This window comes from Dyella sp. PARNA 12/25 (assembly GCF_055702865.1).
The window spans coordinates 393,376-417,921 of sequence record NZ_JBVQCI010000003.1; the positions used below are offsets into that span (position 1 = coordinate 393,376).

The window sequence follows — 24,546 nt, forward strand, 5'->3', positions numbered from 1 at the left end:
TGGCTAAGCGGTATTTTTGAACAAGATGACACGGCTAATGGTGGTGCGGCGAAACGGTGGTCGCATTCAATCCAGGCGGCTTCATCTCCTAGGGGCTTATAGCCGGTCGTCAAAGGCCTCGAGCGTGGCGTGACTCTGTCCTTCGATCCAACCCCTACAGAAATTTTGATCCAGACGGCAAGGCTGCCTGTCCAACGGGGACGCATATTTGCTATGACTCACCGAGAACTGAAAGTGGGACAACAAGGCAACCGGGGCAGTCGGCTCAGCAGCAAGCCACGAACAACCAAGTCAGGTCAGCATCTCGCAGCGGGCAGTTGTCAGATGGCACAAGACTGGACTTGTCAGGAAGCAAAGAACAGGGATTTAGTGCGTCGCCTAGTGGAACAGCCGCCAAGAGTCTCACCGACCAAGTGTGTGCGAAATGCAGCGATGGAACTACTCGTACAGTCGCGGGATTCGACATCTCAAAGCTAGGGGCCGATGAGAGTGGCGGGCATACACATCCCGCTGGAATCGTCCCCCTTCCGGGACCGGAAGATGGAAGGCTGGCAGGCGCGACAAGGCGGCCGGCATACATGATTTCAGGGCGAGGAGCATTTTCCATCGAGAGGACTGATGTGGGATATAGGGTTTTGCAAATTGATGGTGCCCCCCTCAATTCCAGAGAAGCAGCCGCTGTTAGATCAACTATTGATCGTTGGAATCAAAACCAAGGAGGCTCGGGAGTGTCATGTCAGTCCGGCTGTTGATCTTAGGTGTTCTTGCAGTTCAGGGTCTTCTGGGTTGCGCCTCACCATCCCATCGTGGTGCAGGCCGTCACTTCGAAGCATGTGTTGCGGGGAAAGAGTGCACCGTGAAGGGTAGGCTGGCTTTGCACGCAGGGCAGCCCGCATGGGCAGCGCTGTTGGTGGCTGGTAACGAGTGCGCCAAGCTTGCATTGCCCGACACGTTTTACATCGATGCAGAGAAATGGAACGACTTAGACGTCGTTGTTACAGGGCGCGCCTTTAGTCAGCCTTCCTTTGACGAAAGAGGTGGCTTGGTCACGCTTTGGTACACGGAGAAAGAACGCAAGCTTGCAATGGGCATGTGTGATGGTGGCATTGGCATTTACGTCGACGAAATGAGGTCTCATGGTGGCCGTTCTTGGCCGGCGCAGTCAAAGCAAATGGCCAAATGAAGGTGCGGACATCATTGATTTCTACCGGGGTGCGTTCAGGTCTACGGAACAATGAGGTCAACACGCGCTCTTCTGAGCCCCAACCCAATCCGACTGGGATTGATAACGCCATTTCAGCCCTGTTCCCAGACCCTATCCGCATCGGGGCGATGGAGAACGCCGAAGAGGATGCCAGTAAAGCCAAGACCACCACCACCATCGGGAAGCTGTTAGCCTCGATGTTGACCGCCATCCAGGACCAACATGAGCAAGCCTTGACGCCTCATTTGGCTGCTATCTTGGGAATGATTTCGGCGGAAGGCGGCGAGCGCTTCGAAGAGCTGGGCCGCATCGACGAATCGATTAACCGCAAGATCTCGGACCTATTTCCCGGTATCAGCATCAAGCTGGACTTTCCGGTTCCCATTTTCAATGACCTTATCAAGGCTGGAACAGTCAAGGTCTACGAAGGCGATGGACGGGGTCGTGCCTTTGGCGCCTTTGGGCATGGAGCTCAACGCGCCATTCAGATGGCCATGGTGCGCCACTTAGCCGATCTAAAGCGCGGAGGGGCGGCTGCAGGCGGCGCCACCCTGCTCTTGGTCGATGAGCCCGAACTATTCATGCACCCCTTTGCGGTGGAGCAGGTTCGGGAGGCACTGCGTGCCTTGTCCAACGTTGGGTATCAGGTTGTTTTCTCGACCCACTCAGCCCAGATGATTCTGGCCAAGGACGCGAAGAACGCCCTACTGATGACCAAGAAGCACCCTGACGGCACAGTGGCACGGCCACGCATGCAGTCCGTCGTGGAGCGGCTGGTGAAGGATCCAACGCACCAACTCCACCAACTTTTCAGCCTTACTAATTCTTCTCAAGTGCTGTTCGCCGACAGGGTTTTGCTCACGGAAGGCAAGACCGAACTTCGTTTGCTGCCTACGCTGTTCCAGGTGATCACCGGCAAGACCATGGGGCAGTCGTCCTTAGCCATCGTGCCCATGACCGGGGCATCGGACACCCGCAAGTCTATGGAGATCTTGTCAGCACTTGGCTTGCCCGCGTGTGCGATTGTGGATCTTGATTTTGCGTTTCGACAGGCTGTGAAGCATGGCCTGCTACAGGCGGAAGATGCTGATCTCACAACCTGCAAGGCCGTTCTTCAGCAGATGTCGGATGCAGGGTTAATTTCGCTTAAAGACGGGTTGCCCTGCGGTGGCATTCAGGGCTCGGCCTCAAAGGCATTTGAGCTCTTGGCCCGCCGTGACGACGCTAAAGCTCCAATAGCCGCCCTGGTCCAGAAGTTGCAGGCGCACCAGATTTGGCTGTGGAGGGGCGGAGCCATCGAGCCACACATCGGGCTTTCCGAGAAGTCCGAACAGGCCTGGCTTTCAATTCAAGTCCGACTGGAAAGCGAGCCGCTTGAAGCAGTATGCGCGGATGTCGAGGGCGTTCGTTCGCTAGTGCGCTGGCTCGGCGCCGAACCCGTGGCCTCCCAACCAGCATGAGTGACCACGTGTGCAGCGCATTCCAATTGGCGGATTCGGAACGAGAGAGCTTGATCGCCGAGCACCGGTTCTACGTCGAGCAGGCCCAGGCAAGACTCCTATCCCAATTTGCCAACATCGAAGCCGAGGCCGAATCAGCAGAGCAGGAGCATTGGGATCGAAGCGGCGAGAGTTTCGACCCCGAATGGCACGACCCAGGGGACCTTGCCGAGGCTGCCCGTGACCACGGAGTGCAGTTCTATCAACTTTTGAGCGATATGCATGATCGAACACGGCTGAGCGTCGTGGCGGGCATGTATCACCACTGGGACAAGAGCTTTCGGCGCTTTCTAATCCGGGAACTTCGATGGCCGCGGCTGGTTATCGGTGATCACACTCGGCGCGCCCTATGGAAGTTGGACAGCATCAAGCTTGAGCAGCTCTTGCGGGCATTGGGATTGGATGTTCGCCAATTTGACAGCTTTCCGCGCATGGATGCCATGCGCTTGGTCGTAAACGTCTTCAAACATGGTGAAGGCCAGTCGCTGGATGACCTTCGACAGCATTTCCCGGAGTTTCTGCGCAAGCATACTTATGACTGGGGCTTTTCCGATGACGCGGATATGCTGGTCACGGATGAGCACATAGACACGTTTGCTGCTGCCATCGAGTCATTCTGGCGGGAGCTTCCCCCAGAACTCACCTTTGATGAAGATTCAGAGCTAGACGTTCCTAAAGATTTCGAGAGGGCCTGGCACAAGGATCAGGCTTAAGTAGTTGCCAACGGTCCGTCCGAATCCGCCGCAGCCCACTAGTCCCAGCATCGCCCTCGCATCGGACTCCATCCAGCCCGGCATGAGCTTCTAGAAACAGGCGATCTCAACCACACGCGGCCATCAGCGCCGTTACTTCAGCAGACGAGCCGCCGGGTTCTCCTCTGCTGCGCCTGCTTGAAAGTATCCAATTACGCTGGCCACGGATCGGTGTTCGGTCATCGCCATCACGGCAGGCAACGGCACGCCTTGTCGGCCCGCTTCGGTAACAAAGCCCGAGCGCAGACTGTGCGCCCCAAAGTTCCCCTCCAGCCCCGCCAGCGCGGCCCGGCGTTTGACGATCGTCGCGACCGAGCCCGGGAGTAGGGCGGGGCCGACACGGTCTTTCCAGATTCGTCGGAAGATTGCTCCCTCGGAGATTTTTGCTGCCTCCAGCCAGGCGGATAGCGCCTGGGCGCTGCGCCCGAGGATCGGCTTGTCCGGGGTCGAATCCACCGTCACACCCGCCTGCTGGGTCTTCGAAAACTCCAGCCGGTAGATGTAAGCGTCCTCGACGGTCTTGCGTAGATCGCGCAGGTCGGCCGCGGCGATCTCGCTGCGCCGGCGGCCGCCGCTGGCGAAGCCAAAGCAAAGCAGGGCGCGGTCGCGGAGGCCTTCCAGCGAGTCGTCGCAGGTGGCCAGCATGGCTTCCAGTTCCTGGCGCGTGATGGCCGTCTTCTTGGTCGGCCGCTCGCCACGCTTCACCGCCGCGCGACGGGCGCGGCTCAGCAGCGTACGGACGCTCGCTAGTTCGCACGGATTGGTCAGTCGCTTGAGCTTGTGCGCCGTCGACAGCACGGCCACGCGCTGGGTCACGGTGGCGAGCTTGAGTGGCCCGAGCTTGGCCTTGAGGCCTGCCGCGACCAGCGCCTGGTCGATCGCTGGCGGCAGCTCGCTGACCAGGCCGGCCTTGTTTTTGCGCTGGATATGGTCGACCAGGAACTGGATCACCACCGCCTCGCTCACCGGCAGCGCCAATTCGAAACCGAAACGCGCCTGGTGCCAGCCGGCCCAGTAGCGCAGGGCGGCGGCGTAACTACGGGTGGTGTTGGCCGCGGCCGCTTCGGCCAGCAGTTCGCGCACGGCGTCGGCCGCTTGCTGGGCCAGTTGTTCCGGCAATACCAGGCTGGCCGCGGGTGCAGTCAGGGTCGGCAAGGTGGATTTATGCTTCATAATATGTAGTGTATATTACGAAATAGGGCGCGTACTGGCGATAATCATCACTTATCGCGAGTACGAAACCAAGCGGGCAGGGCGCGGATCGAGGAGACCTTTTCAGGGCACGCGGCATCACCCAAGACCAGGTCAACGCGGCGGCGGACGCCATTCTGGCAATCGGCGAGAACCCGACCGTCGAGAAGGTGCGCGCCGCGCTCGGTACCGGCTCGCCCAACACCATCACGCGCTTGCTCGATGCCTGGCGCGGCCAGCTGGGCGAACGGTTGCGACAACTCAGCACGCTCCCGGAGGTGCCGAGTTCGGTGGGGCAGGCGATGATCGAGTTGTGGCGCCTCGCCTCCGACCACGCCGCGAGTGCTCTGGACAGTCGTTTCGCCAACGAACGTGCCACCCTGTCGGCGGCGCAGGCTCAATTGGCCCAGGAGCGCGAGCATTGGGAAAGGCGGCTACAGGCCGCTGAAACCAGCGTCGCGCAGGCAGCGGCCGCCCGAGATCTCGCCGAACATGTCTGCAGCAACCTAGACGGCCAGTTGCAGGACAGTCATGCATTGCGGGCCGATCTTGTGCAGCAACGTGATCGTCTACAGGAATCCGGCGATCGCCAACTGATGGAAATTCAGGCGTTACGGGCTCGATTAGAAGACAGCCAAGTCGCGCTGCAAGCCGAACGTGAACGCCAAGAGGCTCACATTCGAGCCATCGAAGATCATTCTCACCAGGAGGTTGATCGTGCTCGGCAAGAATCCAAGCAATGGCAACAGCGGCACGAGGCGGCTGAACGAGCGCATCGAGATGCGATCACCGGAATACAGGGCCGGCATGACTCGACTATTGCCGAGCTCCGCGGTTTAGAACAGGAAGTCGCACGCCAATCCGGGCAAATCACAGCCTTAGAAAAGACGCTCTCGGAGGTTTCATCGACCGCACCGGTGAAACGGAGGAAATCTCCTGCCTCCAATGCTCCAGGCAATCGTGGTCAACGGAAAGACCTGCCAACGAGCGCCCGCATCTCCAAGCGGTCCACAAAGCCCCGGCGTGACGAATAGCATTGGTGATCGAAGCTACAGGACAGTCGGTCAGATAGACGCTGCGGACCTATAAATCGATGACATGGTTAGCTGGGTGACATGGTTAAGCGGATCGCCATATGTCAGGCAATCTGCTCTCCAATCAGAAGATCGTTCGTAATGACACACCACTCGGAGACCCGTGGTCTGGATTGGTCACGCGGAGGACTTCAATTTCACCAAAACGCGACACGGTAACGCGGAGTGACATGGTTAACTGGGTAGGTGACACGGTTAACCGGGTGACGACAGTGCCATTGCGGCGACGGCGATTCTGGAATTTTACATAATATATACATGGCTCGGATTACGCGCAGAAAATGCCGCATCCTGAGCATGAGTAGGGGAGGTTGCGACGCCCCCTAGGCCAACCACGAGCGTCACGCCTGCGGCTATTTGAGCAAGCCGAAGCCATGCCTTTTTCGCGCTCGGGGTGCGTGCTCGCTCGGACTCGATAAGGGGTAGCCATCGTGCTGTCGGCTCTCCAATTTCTTCGCACATCCGCTCGACGGTATCCGCCTCCGGGTGATTTTCCCCGTGACGCCACTTGCTGACAGCCTGACGCGATACACCAAGCGCGACCGCGCAAGCGTTGTCTGATGCGATGGAGCAGGCTTTCTTGTATTTGTCAAGCAAATTAATTGTCGAGTTCATGTCCCGAGTCTCTTGACGTTGCGTGTCCCGGGACACTATACATGCGCCCATGTCTCGGGTCTCGGGACACCTCAAGGGGCCATTCATGCATACCGTCTTTCTCGCAGGAACCCTTCTAGGAGTCGTGCTCGGCGCTTACGCGACGTACATCGTCGCTGTGTTGATCGGCGTGGCTCGCGACTGCCGCGCCTCTCTGGCCGGGGTGACGGCATGAACCGCATTCCTCAAGCCGATGTGATTTTGACGCTGACGCCGGAGCAGGCATCCCGCCTTGCCGCGGTCTTGTCGTTCTATCGCCGCGACGCAGTAGCGCGGGCGGGCGACCAGGCCGAGTTGTATCGCGACGTGATTGCTGTGTTTTTTGAGCAGTGCGCCAAGCAGGGGGTGCAGCTGTGATCCGCCTTACCGAAGGTCTTCCGGGTGACGGCATGATCCTGGCTCCGCTGCCGCCAGTCTCAGGCATTGAGATTGAGGACGTTCCCTATCTGGACACCATCGAGCGAGTTCAGGTGTACCTGGACGATGCCGACCGTCTGTTCCGCGAGGGTTCGCGAGCGGGCGGCATGTTCGTGCTCGGCAAGGCTGCGTGCGCGCTGGAAGCGCTCGGAGCAGGGGAGGGCGAGCTTTGAATGCCCAGCGTCCGCGTCGTCGTGAGTTTGTGACGGATAAGGCGTGCGCAACTGCGCGCGCCGCTCATAGGCCCGATAGTAATACGGGCCTAAACCCTCAGTCCCCAATTCGGCGGGGCTTTGCTCTTGGCATTGACTATCTCTCGCTTGTTTTCCAGGCGGATCAGACGGAGCGTCACGGGCTTGTCACAGTGGCGGACGTGGTTGCATGGCTGTACCCGAAAGCGCCGCTGATTGTGGGCGCGGTTGAGGCCAAGTGGTTTCAGTTCTACACCGAGTCGGCCTATATCTTCGGGCCTGATGGCAAGGTCGTGGGTCGTGTCGGCCTGGGCAGCAAGAACGGCGGCATGTGCGTGTCGCTCTCCGGCGCTGGCTGTCAGCTCGTCGACGACTGGTTTTGCACGCAAGTGCAGGCGCGGCGCTTGATGGCGCATATCTCGCGCGTCGATATCGCATTCGACGACTTCGAAGGCGCGATTTTTCGCGACATTCGCGAGGTCGATACCTGGGCGAAAGAGGGCAAGTTCAACGCACGCACGGGCCGTCCTGCTGAGACCAGCTTTTGGGATGACCACGGCAAAGGCAAAGGCTGTTCTGTGTACGTGGGCAAGCGTGGCCGCAAGCTGCTGAACCTTTACGAGAAGGGCAAGCAGTTGAAAGACCCTGATTCCCCGTGGGTGCGCTGCGAGTTGCGCTTGTGGGCGAATGATTGCGTCCTGCCGCTGGAAATTTTGACGGACCCGCTGGGCTATCTGCGCGGCTCTTACGCGCTGCTCGCGGAACTGCTTCCGGAAACGGCGGCAGAGAACAAGCCGGAGCGCATTGCGCGCACGGTGGACGCTCATGCGAAAGCGATGGTGAAAGTCATGGCTAACCAGTCCGGCGCGTCGCTTTACCTTTTGGTGGCTGCCCTGGGTCCTGATGTTTGGGCCTTCCTCAAAGACCGTGTTTTCCGCGCTGACATACCGCGCCGATTTAAGGGCGTAGCCCCTGACCTTCAAACCCTTCGAACCATCGTCCGCGAACAACTCGGCTATTCGCCGGACGTCCAATTTTCTGTAGCCGTGTAGACGCCCTGGGAGGCGATATGACCAACAACCGTCCGCAGTACACGATTCTCCGCGCTTATGACGAAGTGCGCGTGCATGAAGACAAGAAAGACAGCAGCAAGAAGCACGGTTTTCAGACGTGCGGCATCGTCAAGGGCGAAGGCCGCGTGGAAGAGTTCCAGCAGTACTTCGATCCTAACCGCCAATCGCACTTCCTGCCCCCTGGCGACTTCCAGGTGAAGGCGGGCGGCATGTACCTGGACCGCGACGGGCGCTTGCAGATCGAACGCGAATTCGTGCCGATGCCGAAGACGCGCGCTGCGGCGACCGCGTAATGCCTTACCTGTACTGCCCCGGCGAAGCGATTGACCAAAGCACGGGGCAGTGCAGTGACCCGCATTGGGTCGATACACCCGGTGGGCTTCCGCCCCTCACCGCGGCGCAAGGTTCAGCTATCGCGGGAGCGATTGCGGTGTGCTGGGCCTTGGGCTACTGCGGGCGGCTTATACGACATGCATTGAAAGGAAGACTGTGATGAACCTGAAGAACCTCAAGAGCAAGACCTTGGCTATTGTGGCCACCCTGTCGGGCGGCTTCATTGCCGCTCCGGCGTTTGCTGCCGACGCCGACATCAGTGGCCCGGTGGTGAGCGCGATCGCGGGCACGAACCCGCAGATCGTGGCGGTGGTTGGCGCGATGGCCGGTGCACTGGTGCTGATCGTCGCGTGGAGCCTCATCCGCCGCGCGATGGGCAAGTAAGCCAAGAGCAACAGCAACACACGACGGCGGGGCAATCCCGCCGTCCTTTCCTCGGGAGGCGGTCGTGGGCATTGCAGCGTACGCGGGGTATTTCGTCATCGTGGCTTTCTTGGGGGCGATGTGGCTCGCATTCTCCGGCGATTGATGGTCCTGCTGTTGCTGTTGGCGGCGGCATGGCCCGTCACATCCTTTGCGGCAACGTACGATGAAGCGAAGGCGGGGTGTGAGGATGGCCTCGCGAAAAATCCGTCCATGAACCAGAACGGCTTTACTACCACGTGCAAGGTCCGTGATGCGGGTACAAGCGTTCCTGCGTCGCAGCGCTACATGTTCCAGTGGTGGCAGCTGAGGAATGGTGTTGTGCAGGGCTGGTATGGTCCTCAGTGGGCGTTTGACGGCGACCTGAGCGGCATGTGCAAGGCGCGTCCGGCGTATCAGACAACGACGCCCGGAAATATGACTCTGTGCCTTGCCGGTTGCTCGTATGCGCCATCGCCGGGTAAGGAAACGTGGACGGTTAACCACATCACGCGCGGCACGTCGAGCATTGGCGCGGGCAAGATGCATCCCACGGGCGAGACGTGCGGCGTGGGGCCTGTCGCTGCGACGGAGCCGCCACCGGTAGACGAGCAGCAGCGCAAGTTGTGCGGTGGCGGTAGTTGCGTCGATACGGCGGCGGGCAAGGCGTGCGCGCTGAACAGTGCAGGCGAGCAGGTGTGCTTGACGCTGCCGAAAAAGGGCGACCAGGGCGCGTGCGCCTCGGGCGGCGACACGACCTTGTGCGCGGGGAACCCCGCACCTACACCGCCCAACCCGCCTATCACGGATCCGTCGTCGCAGATCGCTGCAAGCGACAAGTACACGTCGCAGACCGGTAACGGTCCGATCGATAACACGACGGTCAACAACTACAACAACACCGGTTCCGATGCGAATCCAGGCAAGGGGCCCGGTGATGTCGATGGCAAGGGCGACAAGCCCGACGATCAGAAAAAAGACGATGGCACCACGGCCAGCGGCGGCGGTGACTGCACGACCGCGCCAATGGTGGAGGGTAGCGCGGCACTCGGCCTGATCGCGCGTCAGGCGTGGCTGCTGCGCTGCGCAGAATCCGGCAAGGGTGGCGACGATAGCGACAAGACCGTGCCCGGTCTTGACGATATTGGCAGCTCCCCCGGCGATGGCTTCAAGAAAGAGATAAACGTGCTGGACAAGCTGGATTTCTCGGGCTTTGGTGGTGGCGGGCAATGCCCGCGCCTGCCGGATTTTGACCTTGGCAAGTTCGGTGGCCATCTCACGCTGCAAGCCGATTGGTGGTGCGACGTGTTGAACAAGGCGAGCTACGTGATCGTGCTGCTGGGCGTGTGGTTCGCGCTGCGCATTCTCGGAGAGAAGTGACATGTTTGATGGCTTGAAAGGCTGGTTGTGGTCACATCTGAAGATGCTCATAGGCATCTTCATCAGCACGATGCTGCTGAAGTCCGGCGGCATTTTTGGCCGTATCTTCGGCACGCTCGGCCTCGCGTTCATCACGTACAAATACGTGATGCCTGAGCTGCGTAGCCTGCTCATGCAGTACGCGGGCGCGGTTAGCTCCGAGACGTACAGCCTGATCACCTACACCAAGTTCGACGTGCTCATGGTGCTGGTGATCTCCGCGAGTGCGACGAAGCTCGCGTCTAACTTGATGGTCGGCAAGGTGGGCTTCTAATGGCGATTGAACTCATCACGGGCCAGCCGGGTCACGGCAAGTCCTTGCTCGCAATCTCCAAGGGCTTGGAGTTCGTGAAGCAAGGCCGCGAAGTGTACGCGGCGGGCTTCAAAGAGTTGCAGTACGAGGCCGCAGGCTTCAAGCCGCTGCCGTTCGATTTTCGCGAGTTCGATCCTGCTGACAAGGACGACCAAGGCCGACAGATGCCGAAATGGCAGCTGTTGCCTCACGGCTCGGTGATCCTGTTGGATGAGTGCTACGACTACATGCCTTCGCGTGCGGCGGGCGCAAAGGTGCCTCCGCATATCGACGCGCTGGCACGCCACCGTCACCACGGCTACGACATCGTGCTGGTGTGTCAGAAGCATGACCAGCTGGACAGCTTCGTCAAGGGGTTGATTGACCCGCACATCCACGTGCGCCGCAAGTTCGGCTTTAACGTGGCGTTGCTGAAAACGTGGGACCGCTTCGAGTCGAACTGTGCGAAGGGCAGCGATTACATCATTGCGCCGACATGGCGCTATCCTAAAGAGGTGTTCGGGCTCTACACCAGCGCCACGATGCACACGGTCAAGAAGCGGCTTCCGTGGTACTTCTACGCCCCGTTCGCGCTGGTCCCGATGATCGGTGGCGCAGTCTGGTACGCCCAGCACTCCTTCAAGAGCATGGGCGACCAGACGACCGGCGCAGCAGCGACGGGCGGCGGGTCGAGCATGAGCGCAAAGGCTTCACACTCGGCAAGCAGAGATGCGGACGACGATCTACGGCGCAGCGACTACGTGGCGTGGTTGAAACCACGGGTGCCAGGTCAACCGTGGACGGCACCGGCCTACGATCAGTTGGCACCGCAAGGTGTGCCCGATCTGTTTTGCATCGCGGTGGACGATGGCCGCTGCACGTGCAACACGGAGCAGGGCACCAAGTACGAGGTAGACGCCGGCGTGTGCCGCGCCATCGCACGGGATGGCACGTACAACCCCTTCCGTAAGCCGCTGGATGGTGCCTCTCGCCATCACCAGCGAGAGCGCGAGCCGGGCACGGTAGGTAGTCAGGAGGCCGTGGCGGGGCCTGATGGGGCTGACTCTGGTGGCTACTGGCCGAAGGCCACGATTCCGCAGAACTACAACCCGCCTGAACACCAAATCGCCACAGGAGGTCCCTGATGCCGCTTATTGCTGTTTTGGCCGAACTCGGCCTTGTGTCTGAAAGCGTCGCCGCGATTCTTGGCGCGCTTGCCAGTGCCTACGCTCTCTACAAAGCGTGGCAACTCGTGCTCAACGTAATGTCTGCCCGAGCCTGACGGGGTGTAGGGGTGAAACCCCTACGGATACGCCGTTGACCTAGAAACCCATCCGGCTCGAATGGGTCACTGGCCTGCTCAGCTCAAAGGTCGATCACTCCCCATCGCCACCCGCCAAACCGCGCTCTTATGGCTCGTCGGGCGTTTTATGTGAAAGGGTTTCTGGCGTCCAAATTTGGCCGCGCGGGCCTTTGAGATACCGGCCACGGACCACCCAGCCATGCCATGGTCCAGAGAGGTCGTGGCGGTTATAGACGCGATCTTGCAGCCAAGTGGCGATTTCTTTGACGGTCACTTTCCAGCCCATGGGCGAGGAAAGTGCCTGTTTTTCAACGTCGAAGGTCCATCTAAACCGCATACCCAGCATCCATTCGCAAGAAACTGCGAAGGATCGCAAAGAACATGCCAAGGCGGCGACGGCCACGTCGGTAATTTGACATAATATACATTATGCGAAATCTTATGGCGCTGGCCGCCGCTGGCATGGCCCTCGCATGGCTGCTCTCCCAAACGCACGGAAAGCGCACATGTCCCGCCGCAGTACCCGCCTAGACTGGCTATACGACGACACCCTGCAACAGTTCACCACGCCATCAGGCCGCATCGTCACGCTGCGCGAAATCGCCAGGCTTCTGCAAGATCACGTCAACTGTCACTTTGACTTCGCCGACCCGTGGACGGGTTGGCGAATGCGTGGCGACACGCTAATCCCTCCGCACGGGTCGATGCGAGGCCCAAGGCTCAAGCCGCACAACGGCCCCGCGTTCGCCCGCTGGGCGGCCAGCGAAGATCGACCGCAAGAGGCTCGGCCTCAGGGAAAACCCGGGCTGCGGCTGGTGTACAGCAAAAAGGCCTGACTCAATTCTTGCGACGCCGCGCGTCATACACCTTGCGCCGCGATTCCTCGGCCCATTGCTCAAACGACTGTTTCGGCTTCGGCTTCGCCTTAGGCGGCGAGGCCGGCCCGTTCTGGCGCTGTCGCCACAGCCCATAGATCAGCGCAGCCACCGAGATAAGAAAGCCCGCGTTGGCGAGTAGATGATCCATCACGCATCCCCTGTCCTGTCGGGACAGGGTAACAAAAGCGGGTTTGGCGGGTGGCAATGGGGAATGATCGAACTTTGATATGAGCAGGCCAGTGACCCATTCGAACCGGATGGGTTTCTAGGTCAAAGGCGTATCCGTAGGGGTTTCACCCCTACACCCCATCAGCGGCCCGAACGACCGCCCCCGAAATAGTTGGGGTCCCAGTGGCCATACGTAGGAGGCGTGTACGCCGTGGCCGTCGCCCGTTCATGAGAAGTCGCGGAAGACGCGGAGTCGGCATCAGAACCGGCAGGAACCGGTTGCTGCGCAACCGGAACACTGCCGGTGCTGCTTTGCGACGCGATGGCTTGCGACGGCTGTTTGCTGATCGGCGTGCGGTACGGGTTATAGACGCCGCCTTCCGCGTAGGCCTTGCACATCGCGTGCGGCACCTCGGCGTGCGTGCCCTGCTCCGTCAAGCATCGGCAATTGTCCTCGCCGTGGTCGCCCTCGAACTTCACACAGAACAGGTCAGGCTGTGCCTGCACTTTCTGATCATCAAACACCGGGGCACTCCACGGGATGCCGGCGACGCGCGGAATCTGGCGCTTGACCCACTCATCGGGCGTAAGCAGCGGTTTCTGCTGGCCGCTCAGCGCGGCGGTTGACGGCCCGATGCCAGACGAAGTTGCGGGTGCTTCATCCTGCGCACCGGCCTTGCTGCCGGCGTGCTTCATGGCCTGATAGCCGAGCATGCCGAGCAGCGGCAGTGCCAGGAGCACCGCGCCGGCAATATAGATGAACTTCGGCACGCGACGCTTCACCGTGTGAAGCTCCGCCGACTTGTAAGCCGCCATCGCGTCCTTGCTGTATTTGTGACGCGACTTATTTTCGGCCTGCTTTTTCACGCCCGCAGCATTTGGGTCGGCCTGACAAATCGGCCACTCCCATCGCTCGATCCACTCGGTACCGAACACGCGAACCGTGTGAATGTGCCGATCAACCAACTTGCGGACGTATGGGTCGATCAAGCTCGGATGCTGCGTGATAAATATGAAATCGACACCAGCATGCCGGTGCTCGCTCATATCCTTAATCCACTCGGGCGAATCGGCAGCACCACGGCGTGCCGGCATCAACTTCTGACACTCGTCCACTACAACGATCGCGCCCGCAGGCAAGGTGCGCCACGCCCTGACACCATCTGCATCCAAGGGAATCGCAATGCCATCACGCAGATCGGTTATGCCATGCTGATAGAGCGGTCGCTCAGGCATGGTCTTGCGAAGATTCGTCATGTGCTCGACGGCACCGAGGGTCTTGCCTGCACCCGGCAATCCGGTGCGCAACTCCATCAAACCCGACATTACGAAGGCCTCCGACGCTCAAGCACAGACTTGACGCCATTCATCGTGTACTTCGCTGCCACTGCCGACAGCAGCATCGTGATCGCCGCATCCACGCCCAAGAAGCCCATCACCTGCAGGCCCATGGCCGGAACGCCGCCCGCGACCTGGCTGATGTAATTGCGCAGCGGCGCAATCGTGAACGTGTACGAGGTAAAGCTAAAACCAAGGGTCATGAGACCCGAGATGATCATGCTGCCGATGCGCGTCTCCATGACGCCAAGCAGCCACGCAATGAGCCGAGGCATGTCATGACCCTCCGAAAATGCTGCCGATCTTGAAGCCGCCGAGGATGCCCGCGCAGCCAAGCGCGGCGAGCAGCATCACAAAACCGCGCATCCATGGACCGTAATCACACACTGGCGTGAACGAGATGGTCTTGCTCACGCCGGCCACCTCAACCGTAAAATCATTGAACGGGCATGCATTGCCCCAGCCGAGACCGCTGCTGTCCAACTTGCTTGTGTCGCCCGCGTCCACGGTCTTGCCGCTGTCGATGTCGCCGACGACATGCTTGCCGCCCTCGGGCGGAGTGGAGCCGTCGCCGCCCACTGCGCACTTCGATGCCCAGGTGTTGCGGGCCACACCGCACATCACCTGATCACCCGAGCACGGCGGCATCGCGTCGCAACCGCCATCGCTGTAAGTGTTCGGGTCCTTGTTCGGCCAATGATCCTCAACCCACTTGTAGTAGTCGCACGCGGCAGCGGCCCAGCCGCAGTACGCCGGCAAATCCGTTTGTTTGGGCGAGCTTTGTTGCGTGGGGTAGTTCGGGTCCGGCTGCGTTGGCGTGAGTGTCTGAGGGTCTACACCGTACTTCGGTGCAAGCTCCTGTTTGAGCGCATCCATGTCGTGCGCAATGTCCGGGTTAACAACCACGTTGCCGGTTTGCGGATCGGTAAACAGCTGCGGCCACCAATCCGGGTGTTGCGCGGCAAGGCCGGCGAGGTCCTGATCCGTCACCGGCACAGGCTGCGCCGTGTAGTCCGGATCATGAAGATTGCCGGTTGCTCCGGCCTGAAACCAGTGAATCACGAGTTGGCCGGAAGCCTGAAAACCGTCATCTCGCACGGCCTTCCATGGCGCCATGCAATCGCCATTAATAGGTGGCGTGCAGGGCTCCACTACATACGAAACCATGTAGGGATAATGCGCTCGATAGTCTGCCTCCTCCTGCGCTACCGCGCCCACTGCCGAGCAACTTGGGAAGTTGCCGCCAATCGTGAAGTATGAGCCGCCCGCCTGACAGGAAGCGCCCACCGTCGTTGTACCCGGTGCGGTGAGCTGGCCCGTGCCCGGGTCTGTGTACCACTTGTAAAGCTGGTACGCCGAGATGGCGAGGCCGACCCAACCCGCAAAACGCAAACCCGCTGCCACACCGCCACGGATGATGCCGCCCACCGTGCCACCTGACATCGTGACCGCACGCGAGACGTAAGAGGCCTCGTTCGCCGCCGCAGCGACGCCGGCATCATTTGCTGCGCCGCCCACCTGATACGTCACGCGCGTGACGATGCCGTTACCCGGCGCAGATCCAATGGGCTGCACGGCGATTGGTTGAACCGATGGCATCGACGCAGCGCGCGCTACAGGAGCGCACAGCACGGTCGCAAGCAGCATCGTCAGTCCGACGACGATTTGCCGTTGAAGAGAATCCATCCGGCCCCCAAGAACGCGATCAGCACGAAGTACCCGGCGTAATCGACAATGGTCATAGCGAAGCCCTCACGGGGCGAAGAAGGGAGGGGGAGGTGTGCCCTCCCCCGCCGGCCTTACAGGCGATTCCAGACCTTCTTGAGGTACTTGAAACCGAGGAACGCCGCACCAATCGCGGCAATGGCAGCGAGGCCGCTGGTGATGGTCGCCACCACGGTGCTGGTGTCGATGCTACCGGCGTCAGCCATAGCTGCACCCGATGCAGCGAACGTCATCGAGGCCAGCATCAGCTTGTTGTTGCGAACGGCCACGAGGGCCTTGGACAAGTTCAGCTTCATTGTTTTGTTTCCCATGCAGGTTGATTGAGTTATCAGCAGTGTTTGTAAACCCACGCCAGCGCCCACACCGCAAGAATGGCGCTTGCAATCGCCGCGCCTGAGCTAGCACTCAAGGGCGGCAACATCGTCGGAGCCTGCACGTACTGCACCTGGCTGCATTGCTGCGTCTGCGGGTCAATGTTCACCGCGTCACACACCACGTACTGCACTTGCATGACACCTCCTAAAAGCTTTCAAGGCGAAGATCGCAGGGGAAATAAACGATTCCCCCTGCACACCCCGATATCACGCTGCGCGTGCGGCAGCCTTTACCGGCACCAGATCGAAACCAATGCGAAGGCTACCCTTGCTGTCGATGTAGGCCGGCTTCGGTTCGACGGCGTAGTCACCGGCCGGGAGCGCCTTCTCACCTCGATCCGGCGAGAACATGCGATCGAACTCGCGGAACATGCCCTCGCCCGTCATCAGGCCGCACGTCTGGAAGCCGTAGCGTGCGTTCGGGTCTTTCTTGCCATTGACAAGGCGAACATTGTTGGTCGCACGGATAATGGATTGCTGAGTCATGATGCGTCTCCTATGGACGTCTAAACGTTGAGAATGCGGCCCATGTGCGAGCCAAGAATGGGCGTGAGCACGGATGCACCCAGCCCGGTTGAAATCACCCACGCGGGAAGTTCTCTGCGCGTGAGCAGTTTTGCCATCGCATCGGCAAATTCAGAGGTTTCAGGGAACGCTTCGGCAATGGCGTAAACCACGCGGCCACACTGGCGTTTCGCGTGACGCAGCGCGCTGACCATCGTTGCGGCGAGCTTCGCCGTGCTGGTTTCCATGCGCGTGCTGTGCTGGCTGATCCACTCAAGCACAGGGTAATGACCCACGAGGTATTCCCATGGGCGATCGAGAATGTCGTACGGGATTTCGCGGTACTTGGCACCAAAGCGAGCTTCAAAGCGGACCCACGGGCTTTCTGGGTCGCCGAGCTGCTTGCCTTTCTCGTACGCGCACAGCTGCTGATTGCCGGTGTTCTTGCCGATGTAGACGGTCTGGCCCGAACCATCGGCGTAGCCAGCGAAACCAATGGCCGGGGGCCTACCGCGCGTGGTGAACTTGCCCGCGGCGTGCCAATCCTTCACATCGTCCAGCGTGTACCGCCCTTCCCTGTCGTCGTGAGCGCAATCCACGCGCGACAGTTTTGCGCCCCACCCCTCGACGACGGCGCGGGTGTGTGCCCACGCCGTGACGTGAGCACAACCCGTGCCAGAGAGTTCTACGCAGAACGTGCCGCGCTGCGATTCGCCACCGATCGCCACAAAACCGCACGTGTCGCCGGATGCCGTCAGGATGCGGCAGTGGTGGGCGTAGAAATTGCGGAAGCCACGCACCTGGGGCTCAAGCTGCAATCCACTGTCCGTTGCGACCGCCTGCAACACGTAGCGGGCCAGCAGTTCAATGCTTGTCTCACAGCCCTTGACCGCTTCAGCGCGGGTGCGCGTCCAGAAATCACCGTCGCGCACGTTGTCGCCCAACACAGACAGCGGGGCGGTGAACGTCAGGAAATCCACAATGGCAAGGGCCGCATCGTTGGCAGCTTCCCTTACCTCGACCACTGAGGACTTTAGTCCCCTGTTAGCTGAGGGGACTGCGCTTCGCGCGGCTTCGCGTGCCGCCATGAAAGCGCGTGCGCGCGCCATCGCGCCCTGCCCCAACTCTTCACGCAGCGCTTGAACACCAACTCGCTGCTCGACCGTCATCGCGTTTGCAGGCAAACCCGAAACGCGGCTCATGCGCGGCACGCCAGATCGAAGGCATAGGCGCTTTCCTGCTCGGCACGCTCCGCGCACTCGGCAGCGTCAAGCCACATCTCGGCGGCAACGTAGGTCGACTCAAGAGCCATGTGCCGCTCGCACTCGCGGGCGGCAAAAACGATCTGATCCAGCTGGAAGGCGGTCATGCGTTCACCCCGGCCAGAGAGGCGCGGCAGTCGCGAGCCACGCCGATCAACACAGCGACGATGTACGTCGCGTACGCGCCGAGCACGACGCCTAGAAGGGTTCCCGCGAGGAATACGGTGTGCATAAATGGCCCCTTATCAGTCCGAGACTCTCAGACTCGAGGTGCAGTAAAGTACCCTCGTACTCTCCAGTCAAGGGGTCTCAGACCGTGAACGCCACAATTAAATTGCTTGACAAATACGCCGACGCCTGCTCCGTCAAGCAGGACAAGGATTTGGCGGCCAAGCTGCGCGTTACGAAGCAGGCCGTTAGCGGGTGGCGCACCGGTCGATCACACCCGGATGCAGACAGCGTTTCACGCATGTGCGAGGCCACCGGTGACCAAGTGGCGCACTGGCTACCCTTGATCGAGGCCGAGCGCGCACGCAATCCGGAAGCTCGCAAGGTGTGGCTTCGGCTTGCTCAACTGGCTGCTGCACTCGCGGCCGTCTTCCTGACGCTCCGCCATGGGGTGGATACGCACGCCGTCTCGGCGTTCGTATTTGCACCTGTATACATTATGCGAAATCATGGATGGTCCCCGAGGCCGCCGGAGATGCTGGCTTGGCTGTTGTCGCAGTCCTCTTAATTCTGTCGCCAGACCGTTAATCGCGTCATTTCCGCTTATTCCGTCATCTTTTGACATCAGGTATTCGAGCCGCCTTGGTGGCGAACCTATTTAGGACTGGAGCGACGCGCCTTTGGTGACGATTCCCGTTGATCGTGCTTGGTGGCGTCTTTGGACGCTGCGGGTGCTTTCTTCCGCTTCGGCGACGTTGCCGAGTAAGCCTCGGAGAGCGCCTTTTCCAAAGCGACAATCTGGCCGATTTGACGCGCGGCCTGCGGTTCTAGGTGTCGGGCCTGATACCCGCGATCACACGAGCTAATCGCCCTGCCCTATGGCACGCTTTGGGTCGGAAGCAGACATGGTGCGAAGCCTGATGCGGTCTCCGATACATGCGAAATTCCGATCGGAAGAGCCGCGCGAAATGACTGATGCTGCCGGCCAATCTGGCAACATCAGCCTCTCAATCCCCGATCGCCTCATTCCACGCATTCATCTGTGGGAGTGAGGCCTGACCACATGGCCAGAGAGCCGATACAACCTACCTGCCGATGACCTTGGCACGTTCAGAGACGATCTTGTCGAACGCCGCGTCGCCACCAACAGCGTTCAACGCACTGGAGCTGTTGTTCCAATGAAGTTTCGTCGTTTTGCCCTTGTCCAGCTCGTAGCCGTACGAAGTACCGTCATCATCGTAGAGGGCAAAATCGGCGTCCTTGCCTGGATAGACAAGGATCTCACTGATGGATTGCTTTGACGCCGTCGACTGGATGTCAGAGCCCAGCGGCACGATGGATCCTGCGCGAACAAAAACGGGGATCTGGTCGATGGGTGCGGCCACCTTGACCCAGCGACCGCCTGACAGCTTTTCATTCGTCCAAAAGTTGTACCAGTCACTGCCAGCCGGAAGGTAGACGTCCTTCTGTGTCTGGCCCTGCTCGGTGATGGGCGCGACCAGGAAAGCCGGCCCGAACATGTATTCCGTACCCAGGTCGGCGACATTGGAGTCGCCGGGAAAATCCATCCACAACGGCCGCATGAAGGGTGCGCCCGTGTCGTAGGTTTTCCTAGCCTGGCTATAGATATACGGAATCAGGCGATAACGGAGTTTGTCGTACTTCGCCATGATGGCCTCGGCTTGATGGCCGAATGCCCAGATTTCCGTGTGCTTGCGATCGCCATGGAGGCGCAGGGTTGGCAGAAACGTCCCGTATTCGAACCAGCGCGTGAGTAGCTCCGGATAATCGTTGTTCTGTCCCACGGTATCGCGCGCATCCGAGGGATCGAGCAGGGGTGCCTTGGTTGCGCTGGTGGTCTGAGGCAAATACTGCCAACCGCCGATGTCGTTGCCCCAGTACGCGATGCCGGAGGCTGTCATGTTGAGTCCAGTGGGAATCTGGCGCTGCAACGCCTCCCAACTGGGATCGATGTCTGACGACCAGAACAGCGCACCGGTGCGCTGCGATCCCAGATAGGCCGCACGGGAGAGAATCAATACGCGCTCATCGGGCTTCCATGCGCGCATGCCTTGTGCAACGCCTTCCACATGTACCAGCGGAAAAAGGTTGTGGTAGCGATCCCCGGAGCCGATCGAGAAGAAATAGCCGTCCGGCACCAGATCCGGCTCGGTCTCGTCAAGCCACGGATAGTCGAAACCGTGCGAGAGGATGTTGTCGCGGGCGTGCTCCCAGAACCACTGACGCGCAGCGGGACTGGTCGCGTCGATCAATGCACCGGTGCGATCCGATCGGAAAGGCAGGCCGTCGACCGTCTTGCCGTTCCGGTCCTTGAGGAAATACCCCTTGGCATCAAGCTCGCTGAAATAGCGCCCCGAGCGTTCAAAGCGTGGCCAGATGGAGATGATCGACTTCATGCCCGCATCATGAAGCTGCTTGTTCATGCCGTCAGGGTCGGGAAATTCAGCGGTGTTGATGTCCATCTGGCCCATGTGTGTCCAGTAGAACCAATCGATCACCATCACGTCGAGCGGATAGTTCTTTTCGCGATACGTATGCGCAACGCGCAGCACCTCGGCCTGGCTGTCGTAACGCGCCTTGGACTGGATCAGGCCGAAGGCAGCCTTGGGCGGAATCGGCGTCTTGCCCGTTACGCGCGCGTACGCCGAATAGATCGCTTCGGGTGTGTCGCCCGTCACCACGAAAAAGCTGACGCGCTCGCCGACATTCGACTGAAAGCTCATGCGACCGCGAATTCCAGCAACAAATCGCGTGTCCGACGGGTTGTCCCAGATGATGCCGTACCCCTTGGACGAAACCATGAAGGGCACGCACACGGCTTCCCCGCTGGGTGCGTCGTACCAGTGCCGGCAATCGATGACGCGACCTCGCAGGTCGAGCGGGCCAAGGCTGCCCTGGTTCTGGCCCATGCCGTAGTAGTGTTCATCCGCAGGTGCCGAGAACGTCGCGCCTACCTGATAGGTGGATTCACCGGCCACCTCATGCGGATACATCTCCCAGCCGGTCATGTTGACGACGGTCGCACCCTTGGCGTTTTTCACCTGCAGGCGGACCGGCGCAAGGTCTGGCGCAAAGTACCGTTCCATGATGCCAGGCGCATGTGGTGCCGGCGCGGCATCCAGATGCAAGGTCAGCCCCGGCGATGCAAAGGTATCGCCGTTCGCATTGTGGATCTCATGGAAAGCCGAACTGTCAGCATGGTCGGCAAGGATTCCGTAGCCGGGCGCCTTCAATGCCTGCGTTTTGTCGGCGGCGATGGTGATGTGGACCACGTTGGGGCCGTAGGCCTCGACGCTTACCCATGCGCCGTTGCGGTCCAGCGCAACCGCCGGTGCAGCCTGGGCGGCGGAAAAGGCTGCGGTGAGGGAGAGTGCCAGGCCAAGCCATGCCGTGTTGGATGCCTGCATGTCAGCCTTCCATCTCTTCGAGTTCCTTGCCGCGCGTTTCCTGCACGTAGCGCACCACGAATACCACCGACAGCGCGGCTGCCAGGGCGTAAAGGCCATAGGCGCCGGCAAGCCCGATACTGGTGAGCAGCATCGGGAAGGTCACGGTAATGGTGAAATTGGACACCCACTGCGCAGCGCCTGCGACAGCCAGTCCCGAGCCACGGATCTGGTTGGGGAACATCTCGCCCAGCATCACCCACATCACCGGGCCCCACGACATGTTGAAGAAGATCACGTAGAGATTGGCAGCTGCCAATGCGAGCGTGCCCTGCCCGGCGGGCAGGCTGAGCTTGCCGCCGGCATCGATGCCGCCATGCGCGAAGGCCCACGCCACCAGTGCCAGTGTGATGGTCATGCCCGCCGAGCCCACCCACAGCAGCGGCTTGCGACCCACGCGGTCAACCAGCATCACCGCGACCAGGCAGGCGCCGATGCTGAGTGCACCGGAAAGCACGTTGATCAACAGCGCATCATTCTCGGAGAAGCCGACCGCCTGCCACAGCACAGCGCCGTAGTAGAACACCACGTTGATGCCCACCAGTTGCTGGAAAGTAGCAAGGCCAATGGCTACCCACACAATGGGGCGCACTCGCTTCGTGGTCTTGTCCAGAAGGTCGGAGAACTTGGGGTTGTGCCGGTCCTGCGAAAGCGAGGCGCTGATCTCCGCTAGTTTGGCGCGGGCCTCCCGCTCGCCGTACAGGCGCACCAGCACGTCGGCAGCTTCCTTGTCGCGCTTGCGCACCACCAGGAAACGCGGGCTTTCGGGAATGAACAGCAGTGACACCAGAAACAGCGAAGAAGGCAGCACCTGCATCCAGAACATCCAGCGCCATGCATCCCGGTCCAGCCAGAGCGTGCCGGTGGAACCGCCCGCGGCCCTGGCCAGCAGGTAATTGCTCAGGAACGCGCTGAACAGGCCGCTGATGATGGCGATCTGCTGCATGGTGGCCAGCCTGCCGCGATATCGTGCAGGCGCTACTTCGGCGATGTAGGCAGGTGCGATGACGCTGGCGGCACCCACTGCAAAGCCGCCGGTGATGCGAGCGGCCACAAAGAGCGCTGCACTGGTTGCCGCACCCGCGCCCAGCGCCGAAATCAGGAACAGCAGCGCCGAGACGATCAGCACCGAACGACGCCCCCAGACATCGGCAACGCGCCCGGCGAAGAATGCACCGAAAGCACAGCCAAGCAGCATGGATGCCACCTGGAAACCGATGGCTGCCGAGCTGGAATGGAATGCCTGCTTCAGGCCTTCCACAGTGCCGTTGATGACGCCGCTGTCGAAGCCGAACAGGAAGCCGCCCAGTGTGGCGACGCTGCTGATCTGCACGATGAGTCGGGTGTTTTCTGCCTGATTCGCGGCAGTCGGGCTGTCAAGCGCAACGCTGTTCATGCTTTCGGTATCTCATGTCGTTTTCGGTCGTCCCCCGGCAAGGCACACCCCCGTGTGCCCTGCCCCTTGCTACCGTCAACGCAGCAGATACTGGTTGATCAGGTTCTCGTAGCGCTCCTGCTTGCCACTCTGTCGCACTGGCTCGCCCTGCTTGACGGCGTAGTCGTACAGATTGGCAAGGCTCAGCTTGCCCTGAGCAAAATCGAGCCCAGCACTATAGTCGAAGCTGGCGTAGCGGTCCGCGCGCCACTTTTCCAGTGGCGACTGGTCCAGCAACGCGTGCGCCACTTCGAGGCCGCGCGCAAATGCATCCATACCGCCGATATGGGCCAGGAACAGGTCGTCGGCATCGGTGGATTCGCGACGTGCCTTGGCGTCGAAGTTCAAGCCGCCCGGTGCCAGGCCACCCTGGCGCAGCACCACCAGCATCGCACCCACCGTGTCGTAGAGGTCGGTCGGGAACTGGTCGGTATCCCAACCGTTCTGTGCGTTGCCGCGATTGGCATCGATGCTGCCGAGCAGGCCGTGATCGGAGGCCACCTGCAGGTCGTGTTCGAAGGTGTGGCCAGACAGCGTGGCGTGGTTGGCCTCGATGTTGAGCTTGAAGTCCTTTTCCAGGCCATGCTCCTTGAGGAAGCCGGCCACGGTGGCGGAATCGAAGTCGTACTGGTGTTTCATCGGCTCCATCGGCTTGGGCTCAATCAGGAAATTGCCCTTGAAGCCGATGCTGCGACCGTAGTCGCGCGCCATCGTGAGGAATCGCGCGAAGTGATCCAGCTCGCGCTTCATCTGGGTGTTGTGCAGCGAGGCATAGCCTTCGCGACCGCCCCAGAACACATAGCTTTCGCCGCCCAGCGCCACCGTTGCGTCCAGCGCGGCCTTGATCTGCACGGCGGCACGAGCCACCACGGCAAAATCCGGATTGGTCGCCGCGCCATTCATGTAGCGCGGATGGCTGAACAGGTTGGCCGTGCCCCACAGCAGCTTGACGCCAGTGGCCTGCTGGCGCTCCTTGGCAAGCGCGACCATGTGCCTGAGGTTGGCTTCGTACTCGTCGATGTCATCCGCATCCGGCGCCATGTCGATGTCGTGGAAGCAGTAATACGGCACGCCAAGCTTGGTGAAGAACTCGAAGGCGGCATCCATCTTCGCTTCGGCGCACGCCATCGCCGTGGCTTCCGCATCCCACGGGAAAACGCGGGTGCCGGGGCCAAACGGATCGTGGCCCGCATTGCAGAACGTATGCCAGTAGCAAACGGCGAAGCGCAAGTGCTCGGCCATGCTCTTGCCGCGAATCAGTTTGCCCGCGTCGTAGTGCTTGAACGCGAGCGGGTTGTCCGAGCCCGGACCTTCGAACGCGATGCGTCCGATGCCGGGAAAATATTCGCGCTTGCCAATAAAGGGGGTGCTCATGTGGTGGGAATCCTTGTCGGGCAAATAAT

The 24,546-nt window shown here is 60.6% G+C and carries 30 protein-coding genes; 15 read left to right on the forward strand and 15 right to left on the reverse strand.

The features are described 5' to 3' along the window. The first annotated feature begins 856 nt into the window (after positions 1-856). The 3 genes from AC0GUR_RS09480 to AC0GUR_RS09490 are packed head-to-tail and all read left to right on the forward strand — an operon-like array spanning position 857 to position 3,416. Entirely contained in the window at positions 857-1,183 is a 327-nt protein-coding gene (locus AC0GUR_RS09480) for a hypothetical protein (RefSeq protein WP_472877213.1), read from the forward strand. Then, a complete protein-coding gene (locus AC0GUR_RS09485; RefSeq protein WP_472877214.1) occupies positions 1,180-2,664 on the forward strand; it encodes an ATP-dependent nuclease in 1,485 nt (494 codons plus the stop codon). The genes AC0GUR_RS09480 and AC0GUR_RS09485 overlap by 4 nt, the downstream gene beginning before the upstream one ends. A gap of 50 nt (positions 2,665-2,714) precedes the next feature. After that, positions 2,715-3,416, forward strand: coding sequence for a hypothetical protein (locus AC0GUR_RS09490; protein WP_472877215.1), 702 nt, complete (start codon positions 2,715-2,717; stop codon positions 3,414-3,416). A gap of 132 nt (positions 3,417-3,548) precedes the next feature. Here AC0GUR_RS09490 and AC0GUR_RS09495 read toward each other — a convergent pair whose 3' ends face one another. Beyond that, positions 3,549-4,628 (reverse strand): site-specific integrase, encoded by a 1,080-nt coding sequence (locus AC0GUR_RS09495; protein ID WP_472877216.1) that lies wholly within the window; start codon positions 4,626-4,628, stop codon positions 3,549-3,551. Between the two features lie 116 nt (positions 4,629-4,744). Here AC0GUR_RS09495 and AC0GUR_RS09500 point away from each other — a divergent pair, with 116 nt between their 5' ends. Continuing rightward, the gene (locus tag AC0GUR_RS09500; RefSeq protein ID WP_472877372.1) at positions 4,745-5,680 is read left to right on the forward strand and encodes a DNA-binding protein; all 936 of its coding nucleotides are present in this window, start codon (positions 4,745-4,747) and stop codon (positions 5,678-5,680) included. 303 nt (positions 5,681-5,983) lie between these two features. Here the strand turns inward: AC0GUR_RS09500 and AC0GUR_RS09505 are convergent, their stop codons facing one another. Continuing rightward, entirely contained in the window at positions 5,984-6,355 is a 372-nt protein-coding gene (locus AC0GUR_RS09505; RefSeq protein WP_472877217.1) for a DUF3693 domain-containing protein, read from the reverse strand. Positions 6,356-6,565: 210 nt separating this feature from the next. Between AC0GUR_RS09505 and AC0GUR_RS09510 the strand changes: the two genes are divergently transcribed. From AC0GUR_RS09510 to AC0GUR_RS09550, 9 genes are all read left to right on the forward strand, one after another. Beyond that, positions 6,566-6,751: a hypothetical protein gene (locus AC0GUR_RS09510; RefSeq protein ID WP_472877218.1), complete on the forward strand. Its 186-nt coding sequence runs from the start codon at positions 6,566-6,568 to the stop codon at positions 6,749-6,751. Further along, positions 6,748-6,984 carry a hypothetical protein gene (locus AC0GUR_RS09515; RefSeq protein ID WP_472877219.1) on the forward strand — a complete coding sequence of 79 codons (237 nt, stop codon included), beginning with the start codon at positions 6,748-6,750 and terminating at the stop codon, positions 6,982-6,984. Before AC0GUR_RS09510 ends, AC0GUR_RS09515 begins: the two co-directional genes overlap by 4 nt. Then, positions 6,981-8,054, forward strand: a complete 1,074-nt coding sequence (locus tag AC0GUR_RS09520) for a replication initiation factor domain-containing protein (protein WP_472877220.1) — start codon at positions 6,981-6,983, stop codon at positions 8,052-8,054. The genes AC0GUR_RS09515 and AC0GUR_RS09520 overlap by 4 nt, the downstream gene beginning before the upstream one ends. Before the next feature lie 17 nt (positions 8,055-8,071). Next, positions 8,072-8,368, forward strand: coding sequence for a hypothetical protein (locus AC0GUR_RS09525; RefSeq protein ID WP_472877221.1), 297 nt, complete (start codon positions 8,072-8,074; stop codon positions 8,366-8,368). A gap of 199 nt (positions 8,369-8,567) precedes the next feature. Continuing rightward, positions 8,568-8,792 carry a major capsid protein gene (locus tag AC0GUR_RS09530; RefSeq protein WP_472877222.1) on the forward strand — a complete coding sequence of 75 codons (225 nt, stop codon included), beginning with the start codon at positions 8,568-8,570 and terminating at the stop codon, positions 8,790-8,792. A gap of 120 nt (positions 8,793-8,912) precedes the next feature. Beyond that, on the forward strand, positions 8,913-10,190 hold the full coding sequence (locus AC0GUR_RS09535; protein ID WP_472877223.1) for a hypothetical protein: 1,278 nt from the start codon (positions 8,913-8,915) through the stop codon (positions 10,188-10,190). A gap of 1 nt (position 10,191) precedes the next feature. Continuing rightward, positions 10,192-10,503 (forward strand): hypothetical protein, encoded by a 312-nt coding sequence (locus AC0GUR_RS09540; protein ID WP_472877224.1) that lies wholly within the window; start codon positions 10,192-10,194, stop codon positions 10,501-10,503. Next, entirely contained in the window at positions 10,503-11,666 is a 1,164-nt protein-coding gene (locus AC0GUR_RS09545; protein WP_472877225.1) for a zonular occludens toxin family protein, read from the forward strand. Before AC0GUR_RS09540 ends, AC0GUR_RS09545 begins: the two co-directional genes overlap by 1 nt. Further along, positions 11,666-11,803 (forward strand): hypothetical protein, encoded by a 138-nt coding sequence (locus AC0GUR_RS09550; RefSeq protein ID WP_472877226.1) that lies wholly within the window; start codon positions 11,666-11,668, stop codon positions 11,801-11,803. The genes AC0GUR_RS09545 and AC0GUR_RS09550 overlap by 1 nt, the downstream gene beginning before the upstream one ends. 127 nt (positions 11,804-11,930) lie before the next feature. Here the strand turns inward: AC0GUR_RS09550 and AC0GUR_RS09555 are convergent, their stop codons facing one another. After that, on the reverse strand, positions 11,931-12,227 hold the full coding sequence (locus AC0GUR_RS09555; RefSeq protein WP_472877227.1) for a hypothetical protein: 297 nt from the start codon (positions 12,225-12,227) through the stop codon (positions 11,931-11,933). Positions 12,228-12,330: 103 nt separating this feature from the next. Here AC0GUR_RS09555 and AC0GUR_RS09560 point away from each other — a divergent pair, with 103 nt between their 5' ends. Further along, on the forward strand, positions 12,331-12,660 hold the full coding sequence (locus tag AC0GUR_RS09560) for a hypothetical protein (RefSeq protein ID WP_472877228.1): 330 nt from the start codon (positions 12,331-12,333) through the stop codon (positions 12,658-12,660). A 1-nt stretch (position 12,661) separates the two neighbouring features. Here AC0GUR_RS09560 and AC0GUR_RS09565 read toward each other — a convergent pair whose 3' ends face one another. From AC0GUR_RS09565 to AC0GUR_RS09605, 9 genes are all read right to left on the reverse strand, one after another. Next, positions 12,662-12,850 carry a hypothetical protein gene (locus tag AC0GUR_RS09565; protein WP_472877229.1) on the reverse strand — a complete coding sequence of 63 codons (189 nt, stop codon included), beginning with the start codon at positions 12,848-12,850 and terminating at the stop codon, positions 12,662-12,664. Positions 12,851-13,011: 161 nt separating this feature from the next. Further along, a complete protein-coding gene (locus tag AC0GUR_RS09570; protein WP_472877230.1) occupies positions 13,012-14,196 on the reverse strand; it encodes a zonular occludens toxin domain-containing protein in 1,185 nt (394 codons plus the stop codon). Beyond that, positions 14,196-14,483 (reverse strand): DUF2523 family protein, encoded by a 288-nt coding sequence (locus AC0GUR_RS09575; protein WP_472877231.1) that lies wholly within the window; start codon positions 14,481-14,483, stop codon positions 14,196-14,198. The genes AC0GUR_RS09570 and AC0GUR_RS09575 overlap by 1 nt, the downstream gene beginning before the upstream one ends. Before the next feature lies 1 nt (position 14,484). After that, entirely contained in the window at positions 14,485-15,855 is a 1,371-nt protein-coding gene (locus tag AC0GUR_RS09580; protein WP_472877232.1) for a virulence factor TspB C-terminal domain-related protein, read from the reverse strand. A 152-nt stretch (positions 15,856-16,007) separates the two neighbouring features. Beyond that, positions 16,008-16,229, reverse strand: a complete 222-nt coding sequence (locus tag AC0GUR_RS09585) for a major capsid protein (protein ID WP_472877233.1) — start codon at positions 16,227-16,229, stop codon at positions 16,008-16,010. A gap of 32 nt (positions 16,230-16,261) precedes the next feature. Next, entirely contained in the window at positions 16,262-16,444 is a 183-nt protein-coding gene (locus AC0GUR_RS09590; RefSeq protein WP_472877234.1) for a hypothetical protein, read from the reverse strand. A 70-nt stretch (positions 16,445-16,514) separates the two neighbouring features. Continuing rightward, complete coding sequence (locus AC0GUR_RS09595; protein ID WP_472877235.1) at positions 16,515-16,793, reverse strand: hypothetical protein; 279 nt, start codon at positions 16,791-16,793, stop codon at positions 16,515-16,517. Positions 16,794-16,813: 20 nt separating this feature from the next. Beyond that, on the reverse strand, positions 16,814-18,013 hold the full coding sequence (locus tag AC0GUR_RS09600) for a replication initiation factor domain-containing protein (protein ID WP_472877236.1): 1,200 nt from the start codon (positions 18,011-18,013) through the stop codon (positions 16,814-16,816). Then, positions 18,010-18,180 carry a hypothetical protein gene (locus tag AC0GUR_RS09605; protein WP_472877237.1) on the reverse strand — a complete coding sequence of 57 codons (171 nt, stop codon included), beginning with the start codon at positions 18,178-18,180 and terminating at the stop codon, positions 18,010-18,012. The genes AC0GUR_RS09600 and AC0GUR_RS09605 overlap by 4 nt, the downstream gene beginning before the upstream one ends. A 209-nt stretch (positions 18,181-18,389) precedes the next feature. Between AC0GUR_RS09605 and AC0GUR_RS09610 the strand changes: the two genes are divergently transcribed. Further along, positions 18,390-18,809, forward strand: a complete 420-nt coding sequence (locus AC0GUR_RS09610) for a DUF3693 domain-containing protein (protein ID WP_472877238.1) — start codon at positions 18,390-18,392, stop codon at positions 18,807-18,809. A gap of 517 nt (positions 18,810-19,326) precedes the next feature. Here AC0GUR_RS09610 and AC0GUR_RS09615 read toward each other — a convergent pair. The 3 genes from AC0GUR_RS09615 to xylA form a co-directional block, all read right to left on the reverse strand. After that, on the reverse strand, positions 19,327-21,669 hold the full coding sequence (locus tag AC0GUR_RS09615) for a glycoside hydrolase family 31 protein (protein ID WP_472877239.1): 2,343 nt from the start codon (positions 21,667-21,669) through the stop codon (positions 19,327-19,329). Position 21,670: 1 nt separating this feature from the next. Then, positions 21,671-23,104, reverse strand: a complete 1,434-nt coding sequence (locus AC0GUR_RS09620; RefSeq protein WP_472877240.1) for a sugar porter family MFS transporter — start codon at positions 23,102-23,104, stop codon at positions 21,671-21,673. A gap of 75 nt (positions 23,105-23,179) precedes the next feature. Beyond that, on the reverse strand, positions 23,180-24,517 hold the full coding sequence (gene xylA / locus AC0GUR_RS09625) for a xylose isomerase (protein ID WP_472877241.1): 1,338 nt from the start codon (positions 24,515-24,517) through the stop codon (positions 23,180-23,182). Between the last annotated feature and the right edge of the window lie 29 nt (positions 24,518-24,546).